The 22,976-nt window shown below is 46.4% G+C and carries 18 protein-coding genes; 5 read left to right on the forward strand and 13 right to left on the reverse strand.

What is annotated here, in order from left to right; genetic code table 11:
- Positions 1-151: 151 nt before the first annotated feature.
- From QT987_RS16140 to purL, 8 genes are all read right to left on the reverse strand, one after another.
- Positions 152-1,237 (reverse strand): DUF3474 domain-containing protein, encoded by a 1,086-nt coding sequence (locus tag QT987_RS16140; protein ID WP_333241683.1) that lies wholly within the window; start codon positions 1,235-1,237, stop codon positions 152-154.
- A gap of 720 nt (positions 1,238-1,957) precedes the next feature.
- Complete coding sequence (gene purF / locus QT987_RS16145) at positions 1,958-3,424, reverse strand: amidophosphoribosyltransferase (protein WP_333241685.1); 1,467 nt, start codon at positions 3,422-3,424, stop codon at positions 1,958-1,960.
- A gap of 139 nt (positions 3,425-3,563) precedes the next feature.
- Positions 3,564-3,839, reverse strand: coding sequence for a hypothetical protein (locus tag QT987_RS16150; RefSeq protein ID WP_333241687.1), 276 nt, complete (start codon positions 3,837-3,839; stop codon positions 3,564-3,566).
- A gap of 132 nt (positions 3,840-3,971) precedes the next feature.
- A complete protein-coding gene (locus QT987_RS16155) occupies positions 3,972-4,298 on the reverse strand; it encodes a type II toxin-antitoxin system RelE/ParE family toxin (RefSeq protein ID WP_333052477.1) in 327 nt (108 codons plus the stop codon).
- Positions 4,295-4,543, reverse strand: coding sequence for a type II toxin-antitoxin system ParD family antitoxin (locus tag QT987_RS16160; protein ID WP_333241689.1), 249 nt, complete (start codon positions 4,541-4,543; stop codon positions 4,295-4,297). The genes QT987_RS16155 and QT987_RS16160 overlap by 4 nt, the downstream gene beginning before the upstream one ends.
- Before the next feature lie 243 nt (positions 4,544-4,786).
- Positions 4,787-6,811 carry a bifunctional serine/threonine-protein kinase/formylglycine-generating enzyme family protein gene (locus tag QT987_RS16165; RefSeq protein WP_333241691.1) on the reverse strand — a complete coding sequence of 675 codons (2,025 nt, stop codon included), beginning with the start codon at positions 6,809-6,811 and terminating at the stop codon, positions 4,787-4,789.
- A gap of 238 nt (positions 6,812-7,049) precedes the next feature.
- Positions 7,050-8,780 (reverse strand): bifunctional serine/threonine-protein kinase/formylglycine-generating enzyme family protein, encoded by a 1,731-nt coding sequence (locus QT987_RS16170; RefSeq protein WP_333241693.1) that lies wholly within the window; start codon positions 8,778-8,780, stop codon positions 7,050-7,052.
- Positions 8,781-8,998: 218 nt separating this feature from the next.
- Positions 8,999-11,572, reverse strand: coding sequence for a phosphoribosylformylglycinamidine synthase subunit PurL (gene purL, locus QT987_RS16175; RefSeq protein WP_333241695.1), 2,574 nt, complete (start codon positions 11,570-11,572; stop codon positions 8,999-9,001).
- A 144-nt stretch (positions 11,573-11,716) separates the two neighbouring features.
- Here purL and QT987_RS16180 point away from each other — a divergent pair, with 144 nt between their 5' ends.
- Positions 11,717-12,322, forward strand: a complete 606-nt coding sequence (locus QT987_RS16180; RefSeq protein ID WP_333241697.1) for a pentapeptide repeat-containing protein — start codon at positions 11,717-11,719, stop codon at positions 12,320-12,322.
- Between the two features lie 169 nt (positions 12,323-12,491).
- On the opposite strand, the gene QT987_RS16185 is transcribed toward QT987_RS16180, so the two are convergent.
- Positions 12,492-13,118 (reverse strand): Uma2 family endonuclease, encoded by a 627-nt coding sequence (locus QT987_RS16185; protein WP_333233344.1) that lies wholly within the window; start codon positions 13,116-13,118, stop codon positions 12,492-12,494.
- 136 nt (positions 13,119-13,254) lie between these two features.
- Between QT987_RS16185 and QT987_RS16190 the strand changes: the two genes are divergently transcribed.
- Positions 13,255-14,988: a DUF3352 domain-containing protein gene (locus QT987_RS16190; RefSeq protein ID WP_333241700.1), complete on the forward strand. Its 1,734-nt coding sequence runs from the start codon at positions 13,255-13,257 to the stop codon at positions 14,986-14,988.
- Positions 14,989-15,180: 192 nt separating this feature from the next.
- On the opposite strand, the gene mrdA is transcribed toward QT987_RS16190, so the two are convergent.
- The gene (gene mrdA / locus QT987_RS16195) at positions 15,181-17,007 is read right to left on the reverse strand and encodes a penicillin-binding protein 2 (protein WP_333241702.1); all 1,827 of its coding nucleotides are present in this window, start codon (positions 17,005-17,007) and stop codon (positions 15,181-15,183) included.
- A gap of 561 nt (positions 17,008-17,568) precedes the next feature.
- On the reverse strand, positions 17,569-18,741 hold the full coding sequence (locus tag QT987_RS16200) for a transposase (protein ID WP_333241704.1): 1,173 nt from the start codon (positions 18,739-18,741) through the stop codon (positions 17,569-17,571).
- Positions 18,742-19,069: 328 nt separating this feature from the next.
- Here QT987_RS16200 and cysE point away from each other — a divergent pair, with 328 nt between their 5' ends.
- Positions 19,070-19,876 (forward strand): serine O-acetyltransferase, encoded by an 807-nt coding sequence (cysE, locus tag QT987_RS16205; RefSeq protein WP_333241706.1) that lies wholly within the window; start codon positions 19,070-19,072, stop codon positions 19,874-19,876.
- Positions 19,877-20,061: 185 nt separating this feature from the next.
- Here cysE and QT987_RS16210 read toward each other — a convergent pair whose 3' ends face one another.
- A complete protein-coding gene (locus tag QT987_RS16210) occupies positions 20,062-20,643 on the reverse strand; it encodes an Npun_F5749 family FMN-dependent PPOX-type flavoprotein (RefSeq protein ID WP_333241708.1) in 582 nt (193 codons plus the stop codon).
- Positions 20,644-20,726: 83 nt separating this feature from the next.
- Between QT987_RS16210 and QT987_RS16215 the strand changes: the two genes are divergently transcribed.
- Positions 20,727-21,845 carry a tocopherol cyclase family protein gene (locus QT987_RS16215; RefSeq protein WP_333241710.1) on the forward strand — a complete coding sequence of 373 codons (1,119 nt, stop codon included), beginning with the start codon at positions 20,727-20,729 and terminating at the stop codon, positions 21,843-21,845.
- A gap of 117 nt (positions 21,846-21,962) precedes the next feature.
- Positions 21,963-22,463, forward strand: a complete 501-nt coding sequence (locus QT987_RS16220; RefSeq protein WP_333241712.1) for a plastocyanin/azurin family copper-binding protein — start codon at positions 21,963-21,965, stop codon at positions 22,461-22,463.
- A 70-nt stretch (positions 22,464-22,533) separates the two neighbouring features.
- On the opposite strand, the gene clpS is transcribed toward QT987_RS16220, so the two are convergent.
- A complete protein-coding gene (gene clpS / locus QT987_RS16225; RefSeq protein ID WP_333125684.1) occupies positions 22,534-22,827 on the reverse strand; it encodes an ATP-dependent Clp protease adapter ClpS in 294 nt (97 codons plus the stop codon).
- Between the last annotated feature and the right edge of the window lie 149 nt (positions 22,828-22,976).

A 22,976-nucleotide genomic window follows, 5' to 3' on the forward strand; every position in this document is an offset into this window, starting at 1 on the left:
CGTCCAAAAAGGACGGGCGGGACGCCCATCCCACAATAACAATTAAAATTGTAAGTTATTTAATTCGCGATCCTTATCAAACACGCATAAAAAAGAAAAACCCGGTTTCTTAAAGAAGCCGAGTTTTTACCTCTTCTATTGCTTATTTAAACTACTTAACTTCAGCAGATCGCCGACTGTTAGGTGATTCGTAGTAAACTCCAGAACCTGTATCGGAGACAAAATGACAATCCCAGTAAGAGCGAATAAAGCTCTTCCAAATTGGATCGGTTGACTTGCGATAATAATCGCCCAACACTGGTTTAATTGCTTCCGTTGCTTCCTTCAAGTGATAGTGCGGCATTGTCGAGAAAATGTGGTGGGCTACGTGGGTGCCGATATCGTGATGGATGGAATTGATGATTCCGTAGTCGCGATCGATCGTAGACAATGCACCTTTCAAGAAAGACCAATCATCTCCGCGGTACCAAGGAATATCCGCCTCAGTGTGGTGCAGGAATGTTACCAAATCCAGCCACATCACGAACACTACATAGGGAACCAAGTAGAACTTGAGTAAAAACAGCCAACCAAACTGATAGGTTAGCGCGCCTAAAAAGCTTACCATCAGTACCAAGGATGCGGAACTTGTCAACACATCCCATTTTTCGGACGGACGGAAAATCGGGCTACCGGGCATGAAGTGAGAACCTACCCGATCGGGCGATCGGCGAAATAGATAAATTGGATAGGCAAATAACATCAAATAAAAGCGTCCTAGCTTTTCGTACCAAGGCATTTGATTGTATTTGCTTTCCGATACCGGATACCAGCTTTCATCGTTATCTAAGCTGCCTGTATTTGCGTGGTGGGTTCTGTGACTAATCCGCCAACCGTGGAAGGGCACGAGAATTGGAGCGTGGGACAGGTGTCCGATCAGGTTGTTGAGCCATTTGCTCTTAGAAAATGAACCGTGTCCGCAGTCGTGACCCACTACAAACAATGCCCAAAACATGGTTCCCTGCATCAACCAAAAGATTGGATAAAAGAGCCAGGAATCCAGGGTGTAGGCGATCGCATACAAACCTGCGATGATGCCAATATCTAAAAAGAAATAAGCCAGAGATTTCCATGCCGAGGGCTCAAAACAGTGGGCTGGAATGGCTGCCTTGATATCTTGAAGAGTAAAAGGTAACTCTGCTGTACGAGAGGATGAGCCTGGATTGCTCGCGGGATTGAGAACAGTATTTGATTGCACGAAGTTTCCGATTTAAGCTGACTTGAGAAACCGCATTCCGCCTTCTTTTAACAGTCAATCGATTTTAGATTTTAGATTTTAGATTTTAGATTTACTCCACAGATGAATCTGGGGGCTTAAACTAAAATCTAAATTTTTTGGCTCTCCCCGACTCATGTCGGGGGGTTGTATGCCCTATGCAGGTGAGGTAACATTCAAACTGCAAGGAGCCATATTTTTACTCTGCAAGGGTTTCTAAAGTTCTTTAGTTCGCATGAATAGCCCGTCCGCGATTCTCAAGCAAGTTGGCTTGTGGAATACTTGTGTCGGAAAAATTAGTGCGATCGACCCTGTTATCTGAAAAAATCTCATGTGCCCGTTGTTGGTGCGAAATGCGACTTCCATCTGAGAGTGGACATCTGGAGGAACTACCTCCAGTCTGCAGGTAGCATACAGCGTTTCGAGCAGGAATTGTGAACGAGAGTGTAGGGAAAAACCATCGATTTTAGATTGGCGATTTTAGATTCAAGCACAAATCTCAAATCTCCAATCCGAGGGTTGGGTTTCACACAAGTTCTACCCAAGCGACTGTTCACTACAGTTCACCAATTCTGCAAGAATTGCTAAAGCTAAGTTAATGTAACATTTCTACACACATTCTGGCAATGACTTACCAGAAAAACTTGAAAATCCATAAATTGCGGAAAGTGACGGGCGATCGCTTTTTCGCTGTGGGATTTTCTAGGTTCCAGCCTTTTCTAATATGAGCTTAGACCGTTTTACCATTTCTGGAACGTCGATCGGATAATCACCGGTGAAACACGCTGAACAAAAACTCATCGGGTCTTCGTTAGTCGCCTTCAGCATTCCATCCCAACTCAAGAAAGCCAAGGAATCAACCCCAATTTGGGTGCCGATTTCTGCGACTGACTTAGTAGCAGCAATCAACTGATCTTGATTGTCGGTGTCGATACCGTAGAAACACGGATGAGTCACCGGTGGCGAGGAAATTCTCATGTGAACTGCTGTTGCGCCAGCATCCCGCAAGGCTTTGACGATTTTGCGACTGGTAGTACCGCGCACGATCGAATCATCGATAATAATTACCCGCTTCCCTTCCAACACATCTTTGAGAGGGTTGAGTTTCATGCGGATTCCTGACTCACGCATTGTCTGAGTCGGTTGAATAAAAGTGCGCCCGACGTAGCGATTTTTAATCAATCCTTCGGCGTAAGGAATGCCGGAAGCTTGAGAAAAGCCGATCGCCGCCGGGATTCCAGAATCGGGAACGCCGATAACTATATCAGCATCAGCCGGAGATTCTGCTGCCAACAAACGCCCGATCCGCAGTCGGTAGCTGTACAAACTTTCACCTTCCATCTGGCTGTCCGGTCGAGCAAAATAGATCATTTCAAAGATACAAAGTTTGCGCTTCTGCTGCTGACTCCAGTGGAAGGAAGCCATACCTTCCTCTGTAATCCAAACTAATTCCCCGGGTTCTACGTCCCGCAAAAATTCAGCACCGATAATATCCAAGCCGCAAGTTTCCGATGCTAAAACGTATCGTACCGGAGTTGTGGGGAGGATGCCAATTACCAACGGGCGGACGCCTTGGGGGTCGCGGACTCCCATCACGCCTTTAGGGGTGGCGATCGTCAAACTAAAGGCTCCTTGGCACATACCAAAGGCACTGATCGCTGCTTCCAGCCAGTCTTTGCCCTTGTCTACCTCGGAACCGATCGCCACTGCGATCGCCTCTGAATCCGTCGTGCTGACAAATTCGCACTTCCGAGACAGCAATTCTTCGCGCAATTCTTTAGTATTGACAAGATTACCGTTATGTGCTAGGGCCAGACTTCCCAAACGAGTTTCGACAACCACAGGCTGAGCGTTGACCACGCGCGAGGAGCCGGTAGTAGAGTAGCGAGTGTGCCCTACGGCTAAGTTACCGGGCAAGTGACCTAAACTCGATTCGTTGAAGACTTGGGAAACCAGTCCCATATCTTTGTGCAGGTGGACTTTTTCACCGTCAAAGGTGGCAATTCCTGCTGATTCCTGACCGCGGTGCTGCAAAGCATACAAACCGAAGTAGGTCAACTTGGCGACATCTTCACCCGGTGCGTAGATACCGAAAACGCCACAAGCTTCCTCGGGCTTGTCGGGTTTGCTAGAATGCTCGTCAGCCGCGAAGGAATGGTTGGGAATCATAGATGGGTGGGTTCCTAATGGGGAAGGTGGGTTAGGGGGACAGTTTCAGCGGGAAATCTTGTTTGCGAAGGCGTCGCATAACTTAACATTCCCTTAATCTTGCCACGGATCTGTCATTATTTCCAAATCGTGTAGCATTTCAGACAGAAGCGATGCGGCGTTTAATGGCATTGTAGTATCGATCGCCCCCAAATCCTATATTAACCTTAATTAACAGCGGGCGATGGCTGGGGCGATGGCTGGGGCGAGGGCTGGGGCGATGGCTGGGGCGATTGTCAAACGAAGTCAGCGCAACGCCAGACTGAAGAGATTGGCGATCGTGCAATGGAAAATAAATTAGGAAATTGCTTGATGAGCTTTTTGAAATATTAGAATTTAAGGGCGATCGAGCTTGACTTTTCTGTGAGATTGACATACTATATCATCATGGGAATCTGTGCGGCCATGTAATGTCATTTTGGGGGCGATCGAGTATTAAGTAATACCGACAGGAGTGAACCGTGGGATGGAGATTTGGCAGCCTGAAAAATTTTCCTACTCTACAAAGTCAATCAGCTTCATCTCCTGACAAAACTTCCTCTAAATCTCTCGCTGCGTGCAGAATTCTCACTACCTCAATATAGTTATCAAAAGACAGATAGAAAATCAGATAATTCTCAAACCCCCTAACTGACAATCTTCGCAAACCCTCCAACCGTGGATTTTTAACCGGATACAGGCGACCCATTCCCGACATTTGAGCCAATCTCGCAAATGTCTGACGTGCTGCATCAAAAAAACGCAATGCAGCATCAAGATTATTTTGAGCAATATAAGCAAAATTTTCGTCTAAATCTTGACTTGCTCTTGGTGTAATGACAATCCGTTTAGTCATTGCTGCTGTGGGTCAAGTTTCTGCACCAACTGATCGCGTTTTTGCTCCCACCAATCATCGGTAATCTCTATAGAATTGCCACTATCCAAACCAGCCAACAATAACGACTCAACCCGCGCGGCTCTTGCTTGTTCTTGGCGAATTAGGTGCAAGATGTATTCCGCTGCATTACTGTAGCCTCCGATTGCCACTTGTTCGTTAATAAAATTTTCAATTGAATCGGGAAGAGGAAGATTGAGGGTCATATTTTTTATCCTTCCTAATGTGTGAGCTTGGCATATTTGAACTATTATAGGACTTATGCACGGGTAGTCAGAAACCGGGTTTTTTTGCCCAGAAGACGCGCTACAGACCGCAAAAACCCCAAAAAACCCGGTTATGAAGGTTTTGATGCGTCAAGGACTATATTTCTCAACCAGGTTGAAACCGCCCAGCCTTAAAAGAAAAGTCCTCGCGGGAGACTACAGCAAAGAACCGAAAACCAGAGACTACGCGGAAACCAAAGCCACGCGAAAACCGATGTCCGAGTAACGATCGCCCGCCACATTGCTAAGACGATACGCACTGCGACAATTCACCGCAGCGTCCTTCCAGGAACCGCCACACCGCACGCGGCGATCGCTTCGATCGTTGTCGAGATGACTGCACCATTCCCAAACATTTCCGTGCATATCATAAAGTCCAAAAGCATTGGGTGAAAAACTCCCGACATCAGTTGTTTGTTTGCGGTAAAGTCCCTTCGATGCCCCAGAGTAGGGATTATTGCCATTATAATTAACTAAATCCGGCGTAATTGTTTCACCAAAATAGAAAGGTGTTTTAGTTCCGGCGCGGCAAGCATATTCCCATTCCGCTTGTGAAGGTAAGCGATAAGTCTTGCCTGTTTTTTTAGAAAGCCGCTTGCAGAATTCCACAGCGTCATTCCAGCTTACTTTTTCGACAGGAAGTTTCGCACCTTTGAACTCAGAAGGGTTATTTCCCATCACCGCTTGGTATTGTTCTTGAGTGATCTCATATTTACCCATAAAAAAAGCAGGGATATTCACGGTACGCTGCGGCCCTTCATAACTACTTCGTCCGGCTTCCGTATCGGGCGAACCCATCAAGAAACTGCCGCCAGGAAGTGCTACCATGTCTAGAGTAATAGCATTGCCAATATTTTCTATAAAAGCCTGTGCTTTTCCTTGACGGCGGTTGGCAATTTGCCCCGTTGAGTTGACTGTCACTGTTTCAAAAGTAAAGCTTTTTAAAGCATTGGAAGATGGCTGAGATTTTGGAGTTTCTGGTGCGGGTTTTGGAGATGGTTTGGGCGATGGACTTTCTGCTACAGATTGTGGAGATGGTTTGGGCGATGAACTTTTGGCTGTAGTTTTTGGAGATGATTTTTGAGCTGATGATTTAGGAGATGGGGCCTCCTTGTTGGATGAAGGTGGAAGATTTGGTGAAGATGAAGAAGATTTGTTGTTCAACAAACTTTGACCCAGCACAGCTAATGCAAAGCCTCCCCCAGCAAAACCCGCTAATTGCAAGAAACCTCGCCTTGTTGTGTTAGTTCGTAACGGCAAAGAGTGCTGTGGAATCACAGGAATTGTGGGTATTGGTGTCGGTGCGGGAGATTGTCTTGACTGAGGTTGAAAATCTCTTAAAACTTCCTCTGCTGATTGATAGCGCTGCTGGATATCTTTTGCCAACAACTTAGATAAAATAAATTCCAATTCCTTGTCTATCGGACTTTTCAAATGTTGCTGCCAATTTGCAGTCCAGCTATAACCGTGTTCCGTCCACAAACCATAAGGATGTACCCCCGTCAGTAGATGAAAAGCCGTCGCCCCCAAGCTAAACAAATCGCTGGCTGCATAAGCTTCACCGCCTTGCATTTGTTCAAGCGGTGCATAACCATGCGAACCAATCTGCGTTCCCTGTCGCGATATCACTGTTCCCGACAACTGTTTAGAAACTCCGAAATCAATCAGCATTAATACACCGTCGCTGCGACGGCGCATAATATTCTCAGGCTTGATATCTCGGTGAACAATTTTTTGTTCGTGAATAAACTTGAGAACAGGTAGAAGTTCGAGTAATAGTTGCTTAACTTGGCTTTCTTGCCAAATTCCCTGATTTTGGAAAAGCGTCAACAAATTATCCCCATCCACAAACTGCTGTACGAGATACAAATATTTGTTGTCTTCAAAGTAGGCATCTAGTGAGGGAATTTGGGGATGTTGTCCTAGCTGTTGCAGTTGTCTAGCTTCTAGCTGAAATAATTCTACCGCTTTGTTAATCGCCCAAGTTCCCTGGACATCGGGTGCTAATTGTTTAACGACACAGGGTTGATTTAGTCTATCAATATCTTCTGCTAAATAGGTTCTGCCGAAGCCACCTTGACCGAGGAGTTTTATCATGCGGAAGCGATTTCGCAGGATGGGTACGAGTTGAAGGCCACAACTGATGCAATATGTTTGCCCGTCCGGGTTTTGAGGATTGGGGCAATCGGGATTGATACAGCAAATCATTTATTTTAGGAATGATATTGTTTATATTGTATAGATTGACTGGGCGATTGAATCGACGATTGATAGGGCGATTGAAAAAATTAGCCTAATTTGTAGGGTGCGTCGCTGTGAAATTTTCTAGGCAATTTGCAGATTTTTAATGCGACGCACCTTACTATTGTGTGGTGCGTCGCTGTGAAATTTTCGATCTTCCTTACACATTTTTGATGCGACGCACCCTACCACTACTACGCGGAAACTAGGACGAGGAAGAAACCGACGTTACCACCACGCGAAAACCGAGGTGCCTGCTGCGATGGACCGCCCAATTCCTGCCACGATAGGCACTACGGCAATAGACCGTATTGCAGTTCCACGCACCAGCACGCAGCACTCGGTTATTATCTGTTCCAGTTTCCCAAGAACTTCCATCAGTCGGTGCGCCGTTATAATTACCATGCCATTTATCGCTGCACCATTCCCAAACATTCCCGTGCATATCATACAAACCAAACGGATTCGGCGGAAAACTCCCCACATCCGTTGTTTGTTTGCGGTAACGTCCCTTCGGCGCAGCACCGTAGGGATAATTGCCATCATAATTAACTAAATTTGGGGTAATTGTTTCGCCAAAATAGAAAGGCGTTGTAGTTCCGGCGCGACAAGCATATTCCCATTCGGCTTCCGAAGGTAAGCGATAAATCTTGCCGGTTTTTTGAGAAATTTTCTGGCAGAATTCCAGAGCATTATTCCAGCTTACTTGTTCTACAGGACGTTTCAAACCTTTGATATCAGAAGGGTTATTCCCCATCACTACTTCCCACTGTTCTTGAGTAATGGGATATTTACCCATAAAAAAAGGAGAGATATTAACAGTACGCTGCGGCCCTTCATTGTTACTTCGCCCTGCTTCCGTATTGGGGGAACCCATCACGAAACTGCCACCAGGAATTGCTACCATGTCTAAGATTGCACCGCTACCTAAATTTTCACTAAAAAATTGTGCTTGACAGCGTTGACGGCTACTTATATTACCCCGCACCTCAACTGTTACCGGGTCAAAGTCAAACCTTTTTAAAGTCTGTATAAAATTCGGTCTTGACTGACGTTGAAAATCTTTGAAAACTTCATCTGCTGATTGATAGCGCTGCTGGATATCTTTTGCCAACAACTTAGATAAAATCAATTCCAATCCCTTGTCTATGGGACTTTTCAAATGTTGCTGCCAATTTCCAGTCCAACTATAACCCTGTTCCACCGACAAATCAGAAGGATGTATCCCCGTCAGTAGATGAAAAGCCGTCGCCCCCAAGCTAAACAAATCACTGGCTGGATAAGCTTCACCCGATTTCATTTGTTCAAATGGTGCATAACCATCCGAACCAATTCGCGTTCCCAGTCTCGACATCACTGTTCCCGACAACTGTTTGGAAACTCCGAAATCAATCAGCATGAACACACCGTCCCTGCGACGGCGCATAATATTCTCAGGCTTAATATCTCGGTGAATGATTTTTTGTTCGTGAACAAACTTGAGAACAGGTAAAAGTTCGAGTAATAGTTGCTTAACTTGGTTTTCTTGCCAAATTCCCTGATTTTGGAAAAGCATCAACAAATTATCCCCATCCACAAACTGTTGTACGAGATACAAATATTTGTTGTCTTCAAAGTAGGCATCTAGTGATGGAATTTGGGGATGCTGTCCTAGCTGTTGCAGTTGTCTGGCTTCTTGCTGAAATAATTCTACGGCTTTGTTAATCGCCCAAGTTCCCTGGAGATTGGGTGCTAATTGTTTAACGACACAGGGTTGATTTAGTCTATCAATATCTTCTGCTAAATAGGTTCTGCCGAAGCCACCTTGACCGAGGAGTTTGATCATGCGGAAGCGATTTCGCAGGATGGGAACGAGTTCCAGCCCGCAACTGATGCAATATCTTTGTCCGTCGGGGTTGTCAGGCTTTTCGCAGTTGGGATTGATACAGCAAATCATTTGTTTTATGAATGATATTGTTTATATTGTATAGTGTCTAAGAACCCCGACTTCTGTAATATGTTTTTGCAAGAATCGTGAATTTTGTAAGAAGTCGGGGATCTAGGGTGTGTTTTAAACCCGGAGATCCCCCCTAGCCCCCCTTCTTAAGGGGGGGATAAGAGTATTCAAAGTCCCCATTTTTAAGGGGAATTTAGGGGGATCGAAACTTCACGTTGTCAAACAGATGCAATCCGACGCTCGATCGCATTATAGAACCGATCGCCCATCTCACCCATCGCCACCTCAATTAACACTTGATTGTCAGCACTCACAACCCGCAAAGGTGATTCAGCACAGCAAACTAAACCAATTTTATGCCACATTTTGGTCAAATGTTCTTGCAGGTAAGCCTCCCAAATCTCTTGATTTTTCGGTGCGACTGAAACTACAATGCAGTTGCCCATTTCACCAAACAAAATTTCATCCCAGCGGCGGACATTTGCCGAATTACAATTGAGATGAATTTCCGCACCCATTTTAGCAGAGATACAGCATTCCGCGAGGGCGATCGCAATTCCACCTTCCGCACAATCATGGGCAGAACATACCCAACCTTGCCGAATTCCATCGCGACAAACCGATTGCACTTTTCTTTCCAACTCAAAATCTATCCTTGGCGGTTTCCCAGCTACAATCCCGTGAATTGCTGCTAAATATTCCGAACCTCCCAAAGTAGGAGAAGTTTCGATTTTTGAGCTGTCAGATGGAAGTTCTGAGTTTTGGGATGATTCACCAATTCCCAGCACATAAATTAAATCACCTTTCTTTAGCCAAGCTTGGCCCGAAATCTTGGTCAAATCGGGAATTAACCCCACCATTCCGATTACCGGAGTCGGATAAATTGGTTGAGGATTCCCCTCAGCATCAACAGTTTCATTGTAAAGAGAAACATTGCCGCCAGTAACAGGCGTTCCCAACTCCCGACAAGCATCAGCAATCCCGCGACAAGCTGACGCTAACTGCCAATATCCGATCGGCTTTTCAGGACTGCCAAAATTCAAATTATCAGTAACTGCGAGAGGTTCAGCACCCACACAACTCAAATTTCTCGCTGCTTCCGCTACGACTGCTTTTGCACCTTCATAAGGATCGAGATAAACATAACGAGAATTGCAATCAACCGTTGCAGCAACTCCGGGAATAACTCCCAGGGGCGCTTCCTTCTTGCTAAGGGGGGGAGAAACTTTTGGAGTTTCCCTACCTTGTGCCTTTGTAAATAAAGGAATTACCTCTTCTTCCTGTTTGCTTTCAGAAACTTCAGAAACAGCATCTTTGCTCTGTAGCCCCCCCTTAGCAAGGGGGGGTTGGGGGGGTTCTTCCAATCCCTGTTTAACAACAGAAGATTGGCAAGATTCTAGCGGACGCAATCTGACAACCGCAGCATCAGCGCCTCCCGGTAAAACAACAGTATTGTTTTGCACTTGATGGTCGTATTGGCGATAAACCCAGCGTTTAGAAGCGATGGTGGGAGTATCTAAAAGCGTCAGCAAAATCTGATTCCAAGTTTGGAAATTGCCGTTAATTTCGATACCTGCAACTGTGGATTGTGGCAGGGAATCCGCCGTCCATTCCCATGCTTTTTTAGCATATTCGGGCGGCTCTGTCAACAGTTCTCGGTGATAAATTGGGGTGTTATCTGCCAAAGCAGTGGCGGTAATTTCCGCCGCGATTTCGCCTTTAAAGAGAATTCGGACGATCGGCTCTTCGATGACTGTACCCGCTACAACCGCGTGCAATCCCCATCTGTGGAAAATATCGATTAATTCCTGTTCGCGTCCTTTTTGGGCAACAAATAACATCCGTTCTTGGGATTCCGAAAGCAGGTATTCGTAGGGAATCATGCCACTTTCTCGGACTGGAACTTTGTCTAAATCGAATTCAATGCCGACGCCGCCTTTGGCTGCCATTTCTGATGTGGAACAGGTGATTCCTGCCGCGCCCATGTCTTGGGCGGCGACGACTGCACCGGTTTTGAATGCTTCTAAACAAGCTTCAATTAAGGATTTTTCTAAAAATGGATCTCCGACTTGGACTGCGGGGCGATCGTCCATTGATTTGTCGGTCAATTCTGCACTGGCAAAACTTGCTCCTCCCATGCCATCTCGCCCAGTAGTTGAACCGACATAAAGCACGGGATTTCCGATGCCGGATGCCCCAGATTTAACGATTTCTTGAGTTTCCATTAAACCCAAGGCCATGACGTTAACTAATGGGTTGCCGGAATAAGCAGGATCGAAGTAAACTTCGCCACCAACTGTGGGCACGCCGATGCAATTTCCATAATGGGAAATTCCCGATACTACGCCTTTGAACAATCTCTGAGTTTTAGCATCGTCTAAGTTGCCAAAACGTAGGGAATTTAAAAGTGCGATCGGGCGAGCACCCATTGTGAAGATATCGCGGAGAATCCCCCCGACACCGGTTGCTGCACCTTGGAAAGGTTCGACTGCTGAGGGGTGGTTGTGGGATTCAATTTTGAAGGCGAGTTGCAAGCCTTCTCCCAAGTCTACGACGCCGGCATTTTCTCCGGGCCCGACGAGAATTCGATCGCCCTCTGTGGGAAACTGTTTTAATAGTGGCCGCGAATTTTTGTAACAGCAGTGTTCGCTCCACATGACGCCGAACATTCCCAATTCAGCTTTATTAGGATGGCGGCCTAGACGCTGAACGATTTCTTGATATTCTTCAGGTGTGAGTCTTTCACCGGCAATTTGTTCCGGGGAAAATGGGGATTCGGAGATGGGAGACATGGAAACTTGTTATAAACCACAGGCTTTATTCTAAATGCCCTGCGGTTGCTTAATCTAAAATCTATAATCTAAAATCTAAAATCCTAGGCGCAATGCGTTGGTTAATCTAAAATCTAAAATCTAAAATCTAAAATCTAAAATCGAATGACTTTACCTCGAAATCTCAATTTTGCTAACCAAAACTTGCGGAACCGTTCTTTTAAAGGGCTTGACTTGTCAGGGGCGAATTTCAGCGGTTCCGACATTCGAGGCTGCAATTTCACCGGGGCGATTTTGAGGGGGGCAAATTTTCAGGGTGTCAGAACCGGACAAAGCCGCAGGCGGGTGAGAAATTTGATTGCTAGGGCTGGGGTGACAGCGGTGACAGTGACGGCGGCTGGGGCTTTGACTGGACTGATTGCCGGGGCAGATGCGGGGGCTGCGGCGGTGGCCGGAACCGCTGCGACGGCGATTGCTGCGACTCGGTGCGAGGCTGGAATTGTGGCGGGGGCTGTGGCTGGGGCTGCTGCTGCGATCGGGGCTAGCGGTATTGTGACATTTTTGGGCGGAGATACTCTCAGGGGAATTGTCTTATTTTTGGTTTCTGGGGTAATTCTGGGGTTAACTGCGATCGGCTTTTTTATCGCTGTTGAACAGATAGAAAAATTGTCGATAACGTCGTTTAGAAAAGCTGATTTAACTGATGCTGTATTCGATGCGGGGGTGGTTCTAGATGCAGATTTTTCTGATGCGCGAGGAGTGCCGTGGTAGACTGCACAATTACTGATTTTTTTGATTTTTTACCGAAAGCATCCAGGATACAAGCCCCCGGATTCATCCGTGGAAAAATAAAAAACCTGTATCCGATGAAACTTGCCGAACGTATTTATTCGTGGGGTGAATGCTTCAATTCTAAAATCTAAAATCTAAAATCTAAAATCTAAAATCGATTGACCCATTCCCGTAATTCTCGCACTGCTGTGGTTGCGCCTGTAGTTTGAGTGCGATCGATAAATTCCTCAACTTTTGCAGTAGGTAGCATCGGGAAAGCCCGCGAAAAATTGCACTCGGCATATTCGCCATTTTGCAATTGATAAAACTTGATGCTTCGTCCATCGTACCGCCAAATTTCGGGTACGCCTAAATCTGCATATAAATCGAATTGATTTAAGGAACTGCTGGTAATATCAATTTCCAGTGCTAAATCGGGCGGCGGATCTTGAGCAAAGTCTAATTCTGTTCTCCCTCTGACCAGTGCTTCATTCTGGATATAATAACAGGAATCTGGTTCTTTACCCGCTGCTTTTTTGCGTTTTTTGATCGTCATCGAGCCAAAGGGGTTGTACTCTAGATTGAGTTCTTCTATGAGAGTTACAATTAAGCGATCGATCAGCCTGTTGCGATTTTCATGTTCCGGTAGCGGCACCATAATTTCTAATTGACCTTGATGATAAGCAATTCTGGTGGAACGTTGGTTGCCCAGTTCCGCTAGCAGGCTTTCATATAACTGCCAACTGATATTTGGCAGTAAAACTCGCTGTTCGGGGGGCGTTGATATTGTTAGCATTTTACTTGAGTTTTAGAGCTTGAGAATATTTTAATTGATTCTTTTTTTTTGCGAACAGCACAAAAAGTATCTGCCGACAGCTACGGTCATGCGCTACTCTAGTTAATAATAGACTGTGGTCATTAGTCCTTGTTGTATGAAGTTGCGATCGTTCTTTTCTTTCCTCATTGCTGGCGTATTGGCACTCTTAGGCTTGAGTGCCGGTGGTTTTTACTGGCTGACAACTCACACTCCCCTGAATTTGCTCGCTGGCGGGCCGACAACTACTCCTGCTGCGGCTGTGTTTGTCTCGAAACAAGCACCTTTGTTAGCATCAATGCTGGTAAATCCCGATCGCCTCGAAGCATTGCGACAAGTTTTTGCCACTCCCGAAGAAAGAAGTCGATCGCACGCAGAATTTGAGCAAATCAAAAAAAGTTTCCTCGGCAATACAGGCCTGGATTACAGTCGAGATATCCAACCTTGGATAGGTGACGAAATTACCCTCGCCGTCACAAACCCAGATTTCGATGGCGACAGCAGCAACGGCAAACAAACCGGGTTTTTGCTGGCCGTTTCCTCCCAAAAGGTCGATCGCAGCCAACAATTTCTCGACTCCTACTGGCGCCAACAATCTCGTGGCGATAAAACAGTGCAGTCGGAAATATATAAAGGCGTGAGAATTAATTATAAACAAGCACCAAGAGCCCAGAAAAAATCTGCTTTACTTTCGCCTTTTAACCCGTTTTCTCTGCCGACTTCAAAGTTGCCATCCAGCTTCGCAACAGCAGCCATCGGCGGTAATTTTAATTCTGGGGAGGAGCAAAATTTTGTTTTGTTTTCCAATAGCCCGATTGTGATTCGAGATGCAATTAATAACCTTGAATCAGCTAACCTAAATCTCAACAATACCCCCGAATATCAAAAAGCTTTGCAGCAGCTAAATCAAGGCAGAATCGCTTTAGCATTTGTCAATCTCCCGCAATCAGCAACCGAGCAAAATCCCCAAGTTTCTCTTAATTCCCTCGCAGTTGCTGTCGGAGTCAACCGACGGGGATTGCTGGCTCAAACTGCTTTAGTGACATCGCGAGAAAACACAGCTTCTCCAACGCTTTCCGAACCTGTGCAAGCCTTGCAATACATTCCCTCAGCGAGTCCTTTCGCGGTCGCCAGCACCGACTTAAGGAATTTTTGGGCTGATTTGTCATCGGCGGTTTCTACTAATCCAGAAGTGTCAAATTTAGTCGATCGCACCTTTGCAGATATTCAGCAACTTTGGGGCGTCAACCTGCCACAGGATATATTTGACTGGGTACAAGGAGAATACGCTTTAGCAGTGCTTCCGAATTCGTCAAATGGTGCCGACTGGATTTTTGCCGCCGAAAAATCTGCCGATTCCCAACAGGCGATCGACAAACTCGATGAAATTGCCCGCAGCAAAGAGTACAGCATCGGCAGCTTCACTCTGAGAAACCAGAAAATTACCGCTTGGACGCAGTTGACAACTAGCCAGAATTATGGTAAAGAAAATAACAGAAAAAGTGCGATCGAAACCGAGGCAAAAGGAGTCCGAGCCACCGTCGGCAAATACGAAATTTTCACCACTTCAGTAGAAGCAATGGACGCAGCACTAGAAGCAGCCGAAACAGGCTCTTTAGTTGCCAATCAAGATTTTCAAACCAGCATTGAACCGCTACCGCCCTCTAACGACGGCTATTTTTATTTAGACTGGCCCTCCAGCAGGGCAATTTGGGAAAAACAAATCCCGCTGTTGAGGTTAATTGAACTTTCGGCAAGACCATTGTTCGACCACTTGCGATCGCTAACTGTCACCAGTACGGGAGAAATAACAGGAATTCGCAAAGCTACTATATTTATGCGGCTCAATTAGTTAGGAAGAAGGAAGAAGGAAGTTCGGCAACGGATTCGCTCGACGGATGTAACGGATGTAAAGGATAGAAGGAAGGAAGAAGGAAGAAGGAAGAAGGAAGAAGGAAGAAGGAAAAACAAGAAACTATGGCCAATTCCCAATGCCCAATTCCCAATGCCCAATGCCCAATTCCCAATGCCCAATAACTAAGGACTAAGGACTAATAACTACTGGCTGCTTCACATTTTTCTGTGGCCCAAAATAAGCTTGAAATACCTCTTTGGCGATCGGGGCGGCGGCAACAGAACCATAACCGCCATTTTCCACAACCACGGCGATCGCAATTTCCGGTTTCTGGGCGGGCCCGAAGGCGACATACAAAGAGTGATCCTCCTGTCCGATGACCTCCGAAGTCCCTGTTTTGCCCGCCGTCAGCGGAATCGAACCGTCATTCAATCCCTGTCCAGTACCCTCGGCAACTACCGCGATCAGTCCTTCCTTAATCACCTGAACTGTTGAAGGTTTCATCCCCGTATGTACCCGTTGAGTCTCCGCTGTGCCGGTCATAGAAGTCAAAAGATGAGGCTTCACGCGATAACCCCCATTAGCGATCGAACTCACCATTACCGCCCCCTCCAAAGGAGTCATCAACACCAACCCCTGCCCGATCGACATCGTTACCGTATCACCCGCATACCAAGGTTCTTTATAAAGTTTCTCCTTCTCCTCCGGCGTCGGGATTTGACCGTAATCGCCACCGCCTAGCCCCAAAAGATTCAAATCCGTATCCTTGCCAATTCCCAAGCGCTGTCCCCACTTAGAAATTTGCTCCGGCCCGGTACTAATCCCCAATTGATAAAAAAACGTATTGCTGCTGAAAGCCAAAGCATCCCGAAAGCCGATGTCGCCGAAACCGCCACTGTGTTCGTTAAAATCAATTCCCCCCACAGTAATGTAAGACGAAGTACCGAGAATTGAGTCCGGCGAAAATTTGCCCGACTCCAGGGCCGCGACGGAAGTCACAATTTTAAAGGTGCTACCGGGGGGATAGCCCTGCGTGGCCCGATTCAAAAATGGATTTTCCGGATCTTGAAGAGTTTTCCACTCATCCTTAGTGATTTTTCGCGTAAACAGATTGGGGTCAAAAGTCGGGTGGCTGGCCATAACTAATACCGCCCCGGTGTTGACATCCAGCGCCACTACTGCTCCCCGGCGCTGCCCCAAGGCTTTTTCGGCTGCTTTTTGCATGGACAAGTCTATGGTTAGCTGTACCGCCTCACCGGGTTTGGGCGGTGTCTCTCCCATCAGCCGCAATTCTTCATTTTGGGCATTTACTTCGATCAGCCGATCGCCCCACACTCCCGCAATCTTCTGGTTAGAGCTCGCTTCTATGCCCATTTGACCGACAATCATCCCCATCGGATATTCGGGATGAGCTTCCAAGTCGGCTGCGGTAGCTTCGCCGATATATCCGATCGCGTGAGCTGCCAAACTGCCTTCGGGATAGTAGCGGTTCGCTTCTGGCCGCACTTCCACTCCCCGCATTTGTCCCACCTCTTCTGCTAGCGGCACAAACACCTCTGGCGGCATTGCTTGCTTGATCCGCACCGGTCTGTAGGATAGAGGATCGACCTCTTTTATTTTTTTTAAAATTTCTTTTGCCGGAATCTTAACCAGCGGACTCAACTTTTCTGCTGTCGCTTTCCACTGTTCCGGCGTTTGTTCTTTCGGCCACAAATATACTGATCGAGCTAAATTGTTTGCCGCTAGCAACTTGCCTTTGCGATCGATAATTTGTCCGCGATTCGCCGGCATGGGCACTAGGCGAACGCGATTGTTTTCGGCTCGTTCCCGGTGTTGCTTCCCTTGTATCAGTTGCAATTCCACCAGCCGACTAGCGTGCAGGCCCAGCAAACCTGTTGCCACCAGCATTAAAACGATCGCCCGGTGTATCGGACGATCCTGTTTTTTAGGAGTTTCCCCCAGGCTTTTGTCAGAAGAGTGAAATCCTGATATCGAATAAACTTGTCGTTGCATCATTCTATAGGTAGATGTCAAATCCTAGATTTTAGATTCTTGAATTGTCCCTTGTGAAGTATACATCATCAAACCGAGGACGCTTGGGCCTTGACCATTGGGGGAAGCGGAATGATTGATCGTTAACTTTTGACTAATCACTAATTAACTCATGACTGCTCACTAATCCCCCAAGCACCAAGAAATAGCCAGCAAAATCAAGGCAAGGCTCAGCCAATTAGGGAGGTGGAGCCAGCCGGATAGACCTATAGGTAACAATACCAAGGCCTGTGTCAATAGGGAACCGAGCGCCAACAGTAAGGCTAGGAGTATCAAATTTATCATCTTGACACCGTACAATTTCGGATATGAGTCGATCGCCTGTGGCAGAAATCCGAGTGGCACAAGCGAGCGCGATCGTAGAGGGATTGTCCTGATAGACATAAGGAAGAGAAGCCAGGAGGTTTTGAACTAATTTAAAAAAAATTATTCTTCCTCCATAGTTTGTATTCCAGGGGCTGCGATGGTTGACACTCCTCGACTATCAGGTACGAGGATTCTTTCTTCGCAGGGATTCCGACGAATTTACTTGCAAGAAAGCATCTTGACCGTATGCCCTACGGCTGCAAGTCCTCGAATAAGAACTACTTGTGCGGCTGCAACATCTCGGTCTGTTGTATAGCCACAATTGGAACATGAATGAATACGCTCTGACAGTTCTTTCTTGCCTGTCTCCAAACCACAACTAGGACAAATTTGGCTGGTTTTACGAGCATCTACCTTTTGAAAATACACACCGTATTTAAAACAGGTTTGCTCTAAAATCGCAAAAAACTGTCCCCAGCTTGCATCCAAGCAATGTTTTCCTAGCATAGCTTTAGACAAACCAACCAGGTTCAATTCCTCGACAAAAACCATCCCCACGTCTTTGCAGAGTTGGTGAGACAATTTCCAGTGCCAATCTTTTCTACAGTTAGCGACGTACTCATGCAATTTGGCAACTTTCTTCTGGGCTTTTTTCCAATTATTTGAGCCTAACTTTTTCCTGCTGACACGTTTTTGCAGCAATTTAAGCTTGCACTCTGCATCAGCAAAAAACTTTTGGCGTTTAACTAAAAGACCATTGGAAGTTGCTATGAAGTTAGTTAATCCAACATCAACGCCTAACGCTTCACCGTGTGGCATAACTGACGGTACGGAAACATCCCATTGCAGGGTTAGCATCACGTACCAACCACTTGCCTTGCGAACTATTCTCGCTTGCTTAATATTTGCGCCATCAGGGATAGGACGCGATTGATGAAATTTAACGAACCCAATCTTAGGGAGTTTTAGTACCCCGTTGTTGACAGGATTGACACCCAGTTGCGGAAAAACAAAAGAGCGCATTGCTCCCGCTTTTTTGAAACGAGGGAAACCGTGCTTTTGCTCCCACATACTCACGAACGCTTTTTCAAGCCTTCTCAAGGTTTGCTGTAGAACGTGTACGGCGACGGCACACAAAGCAGGTATGTTTGCCCTAGCTGCGGTTAAGCTTTTGCACTGACTGGCATAAGTTGGGCGCTTTGTTTCGGCCCGAATGATGAACTCAGAACGGATAGAACAAGCGTTAACTTGGCAACTGCGAGACTGAAACCAATGCTTGCGCTCTGCTAGCGCGTAGTTATAGACGCAGCGACACTGTTCCAGCCAATCTTCAAAGAAGGCTATTTGTGCTGCGGTTGGTTTCAATTTGAACTCGTAAGTTAAGTTAAACATTTTTTCTATCCTCCTGCCCTAATGATAGTGTCGTGACTAAGGGCTAACTCGATTATTCACAAGTCTTAATTAAAGTCGCCCTATAAGGGCGAGGCTTGCACCCAGATCCTTGGTCAAGTCTAACTATACAATCTCAGTACAGGAATAGAACGCAGCGGCGCTGTTGGATGGAGACAATAAAATATCATCAAATTCTCCCCCAATCTCCCACTCTCCCACAGTTCCATTCCGTAATATCCCCCAATCTCCCGATCGACCGCTCACTTCCCCATCCAGTAAAATGTAAAATCGAAAGTGGCGTGTTTAACCAAAATAGGTAACTCCGAAAGTGCTAAAGACTCTTAGAGCTGACTTCAGTATAATTTTCGATCGCGACCCTGCAGCTCGCAACTGGCTGGAAGTTTTGTTTTGCTACCCCGGTCTTCAAGCCCTAGTGCTGCACCGCCTCGCACACTGGCTTTATGTGTTGGGACTTCCCTTCATCCCCCGCTTGATTTCCCACATGGCTCGCTTTTTGACCGGAATTGAAATCCACCCAGGGGCAACCATCGGCAAAAGCGTATTCATCGACCACGGTATGGGGGTTGTGATCGGCGAAACAGCGATTATCGGCGATTTTGCCCTAATTTACCAAGGTGTCACCCTAGGCGGTACTGGCAAACAAAGCGGCAAGCGTCACCCTACAGTCGGCGAAAACGTAGTTGTCGGTGCCGGCGCCAAGGTACTCGGCAATCTGCAAATTGGCAATAACGTTCGCATCGGTGCCGGTTCCGTCGTACTCCGCGACGTACCATCTGACTGTACAGTGGTAGGGATTCCCGGCCGCATCGTCTATCGATCGGGAGTGCGCGTCAATCCCCTAGAACACGGCAGTTTGCCGGATTCGGAAGCTGTGGTAATTCGCTCTTTGCTCGATCGTATCGAATCCCTCGAACAGCAAGTAAAAAGTTTGGTTCCTCAACCATCTGTCTCCTTAACTTCTGATCCCACTTCCCACAATTTCCACTCAGTATCAGAAGCTTTAAACCAAGCCAGCAATGTAGCCGTAGCCGAAAAAACACAGCTAGTTACAACCCCTAGCTGCAAGTTAAAAGATAAAGCAATTCAAGAATTTTTAGACGGCACCGGCATCTAAAATTTGAATGGGCAAAACAGGGAATTGGCAAAACAGGGAATTGGCAATGGGGCCTGGAAGGTTATTGGTAACAAATAACCAATAACCAATAATCACTGACTAATGACTACCCAGATTTATCAGTGGAGTCGCTTTCTTCAATCTAAAATCTAAAATCTAAAATCTAAAATCGGTTGACTTCTTTTTCAAGGATTAACCGATCGCACAGACCAATTTCCCTCCCCGTCGCGCCGATAAAGCGATCGGTTTTGCGGTTCCCCCCGCAACTCCAACAAATCCACCGTTTCCGGTTCCAACAACAGCAAGCAAAAATTAGGCAGCGGCTCGATCGCATCTGGGGAAGCAGAATCAAAAGCGCTAGCCTCGGCTTTGTCATCCCCCGGATGAGGCCAAGCAAACTGCGATCTAGCCGCCTCAGAAAGCTCCTGCCAAGTTGTACACCGCGATGAGAACAACTGGGCCTCTGGATAATCTGCCCCTACCAAAACTAGCTTTCCAGCAATCCGAAATTGTTCGCGAGTTTTCGGGAAATACCAGCAAATTTCCCCCCAAGGATAGAGATTAATCTCCTCAGCCTTTTGACTGCGAATATCTGTAATAAACTTTAACTGATTAGTATCTGCTAAAAAGCCTCGAAACACCACAGTGCGGTTAGCCGGACGCCCGGTAGCCCGAACAGTTGCTAGTTGCAAGTAACGGGCAAAAGCAAGACTGCGGTTGCGGTGGAGGGCACGAGCTAAGGGCGATCGCCAAAGTGCTAGAGACATAAAGGAAGGAAGAAGGAAGAAGGAAGAAGGAAGAAGGAAGAAACAGTTATCCGTGAATTCCCTGTCATGCTATTGGTAATTCTATGTCAAATTCACTCTCAAAACTCAAAACTCTTGAAACTCCCCACAGTGGCTACCACTGGGACGGTAGTTCACGCCGCTTTTTTGAAGGCTGGTACTACCGAATAACATTACCGATTCACGGACAATCCTTTGCATTCATGTATTCCATCGAAGACCCCAGAGGCGGTCAACCTTACAGTGGCGGTGCAGCTCAGATTCTCGGCCCGAAAGATAGCTATTTGTGTCGCACCTTTCCAGATGTAAATAAGTTTTGGGCGCACAGAGAAAGCTTAGGTTTCGGACATTGGGGCAAAACAGATTTACAAATTAAACCCCAATATTTAGAGCCGCCAGTATTCGACAGCAGCGTCGAAGAAGGCTATCAAGCTACTGCTACTTTAAATCAAGGTTATTTGCACGATCCGGGAAGCGGCAGCCACTGTTTTTGGCAGTACGAAATTCAACCTATCTATGGCTGGGGAAACTCTGAAGAAATCCAGAAATCTACCGCAGGAATGCTATCTTTACTGCCCGTATTTGAGCCTGGATGGCAAATTTTAATGGCTCACGGTTTAGCCACGGGCTGGATCGATTGGAATGGCGATCGCTACGAATTTAAAGATGCTCCCGCTTACAGCGAAAAAAACTGGGGCGGTGCTTTTCCGCAAAAGTGGTTTTGGATTAATTGCAATTGTTTTCAAGGCGAAAATGATTTAGCTTTAACCGCAGGTGGTGGCAAGCGGGGCGTGCTGTGGTGGATGGAATCGGTAGCAATGATTGGTCTGCATTACCGAGGCAAATTTTACGAATTTGTGCCTTGGAATTCGCAAGTTAGTTGGACTATTGAACCTTGGGGAAGCTGGAAAATGCAGGCTAGAAACAGTCAGTTTGAAGTTGAGTTGATTGGCACTACAAACATTCCTGGTAGTTATGTGCGAACTCCTACCGAAAAAGGCATGGCTTTTTGCTGCCGGGATACGACGCACGGTGAATTGCGCTTGCAACTGCGAGAGTTGTTGGGGGGAAATGTGGAAAAAAATGGCAAGCAGCGTTCTAGAATTATCTTAGAGGCTCAAAGCTCTTTATCGGGTTTGGAAGTTGGGGGCGGGCCTTGGGATGAAGTTTGGCGATCGAATTAAGTCATTAGTCAGTAGTCAGTAGTCAGTTGTCAGTTGTCAGTTGTCAGTTGTCAGTTGTCAGTAGTCCGTAGTCATTAGTCATTAGTCAGTTAATAGTTAACAGTAGTCAGAACAGCCATGATCAATTTACTCGGTTGGCAATTAGGCAAATTCTACCGCAGCCAGGGGTTACAAAAAACTTTCAAGGTGATTTTGGGACTAATTTTATGTTTGAGCACAATCTTGATGCCAGCGACAATTGCTAGTGCTGCCGGTGATTTGTCTCGCCAACCTGTCACCGAAATTACTGTTAGTTTGGGTAACGAAGCTGGGGAACTCAAATTTTTTCCCCATCTGCTAGAATTTGAATCGGGCAAGCGCTATAAATTAGTGCTAAAAAATCCCAGTTCGCAGAAACATTATTTCACTGCTAAAAACTTTGCTGATGCGAGTTGGACTCAAAAAGTTGAAGCGGGCAAGGTGGAAATTAAAGGAGCGATTCACGAACTAGAACTTAAACCGGGCGCTATGGCAGAATGGGTGTTTGTGCCGATGAAATCGGGAACCTACAACCTGCGCTGTACGGTAGCCGGACATACAGAGGCGGGGATGATTGGCAAAATCACGATCGCCTCTTAAATCCCAATCTGCGTTCAATTTCAGATTAATTAGCGAAAAACGATCGAACTTTCGGCCCTCTAGACACTTTTCAAGTAGACTCTAGCGGAGCCATTGTTAGCCCCGCACGGCTCAATTGCATATGATAAAGTTCTGCTTGCTCTTGCGGGCCAACCCAGACGGTGGCTTGGCCTTCGTGGTGGATTTGGTTGGCGAGTTTCCAAGCTAGATCGCTCGTCATCCCTGGAATGTATTTCGTCAAACATTCCACAACGTGCTGAAATGTGTTGAAATCGTCGTTGAGAACTATTACCCGATAGTTGGGATAAGGTTTGCGGGTAACTTGACTCGATCGAACGGGTGCTATGGTTGGTGAAGAGGTCATCGCGCGAACAGCCACTTAAACTACAAGATTTGTAAAATAGTTACCTCTAAAATTTTAACACAATTTCAGATTTTTTCAATTCCTACTTGGTATTTTGATCCGCTTCGGGGTTTATTTTCACCACCGGGCCCTGCGTTAGATTTCTCCAG

Source organism: Microcoleus sp. SVA1B4, from assembly GCF_036700545.1.
In the GTDB taxonomy this organism is placed as follows: Bacteria; Cyanobacteriota; Cyanobacteriia; order Cyanobacteriales; family Microcoleaceae; genus Microcoleus.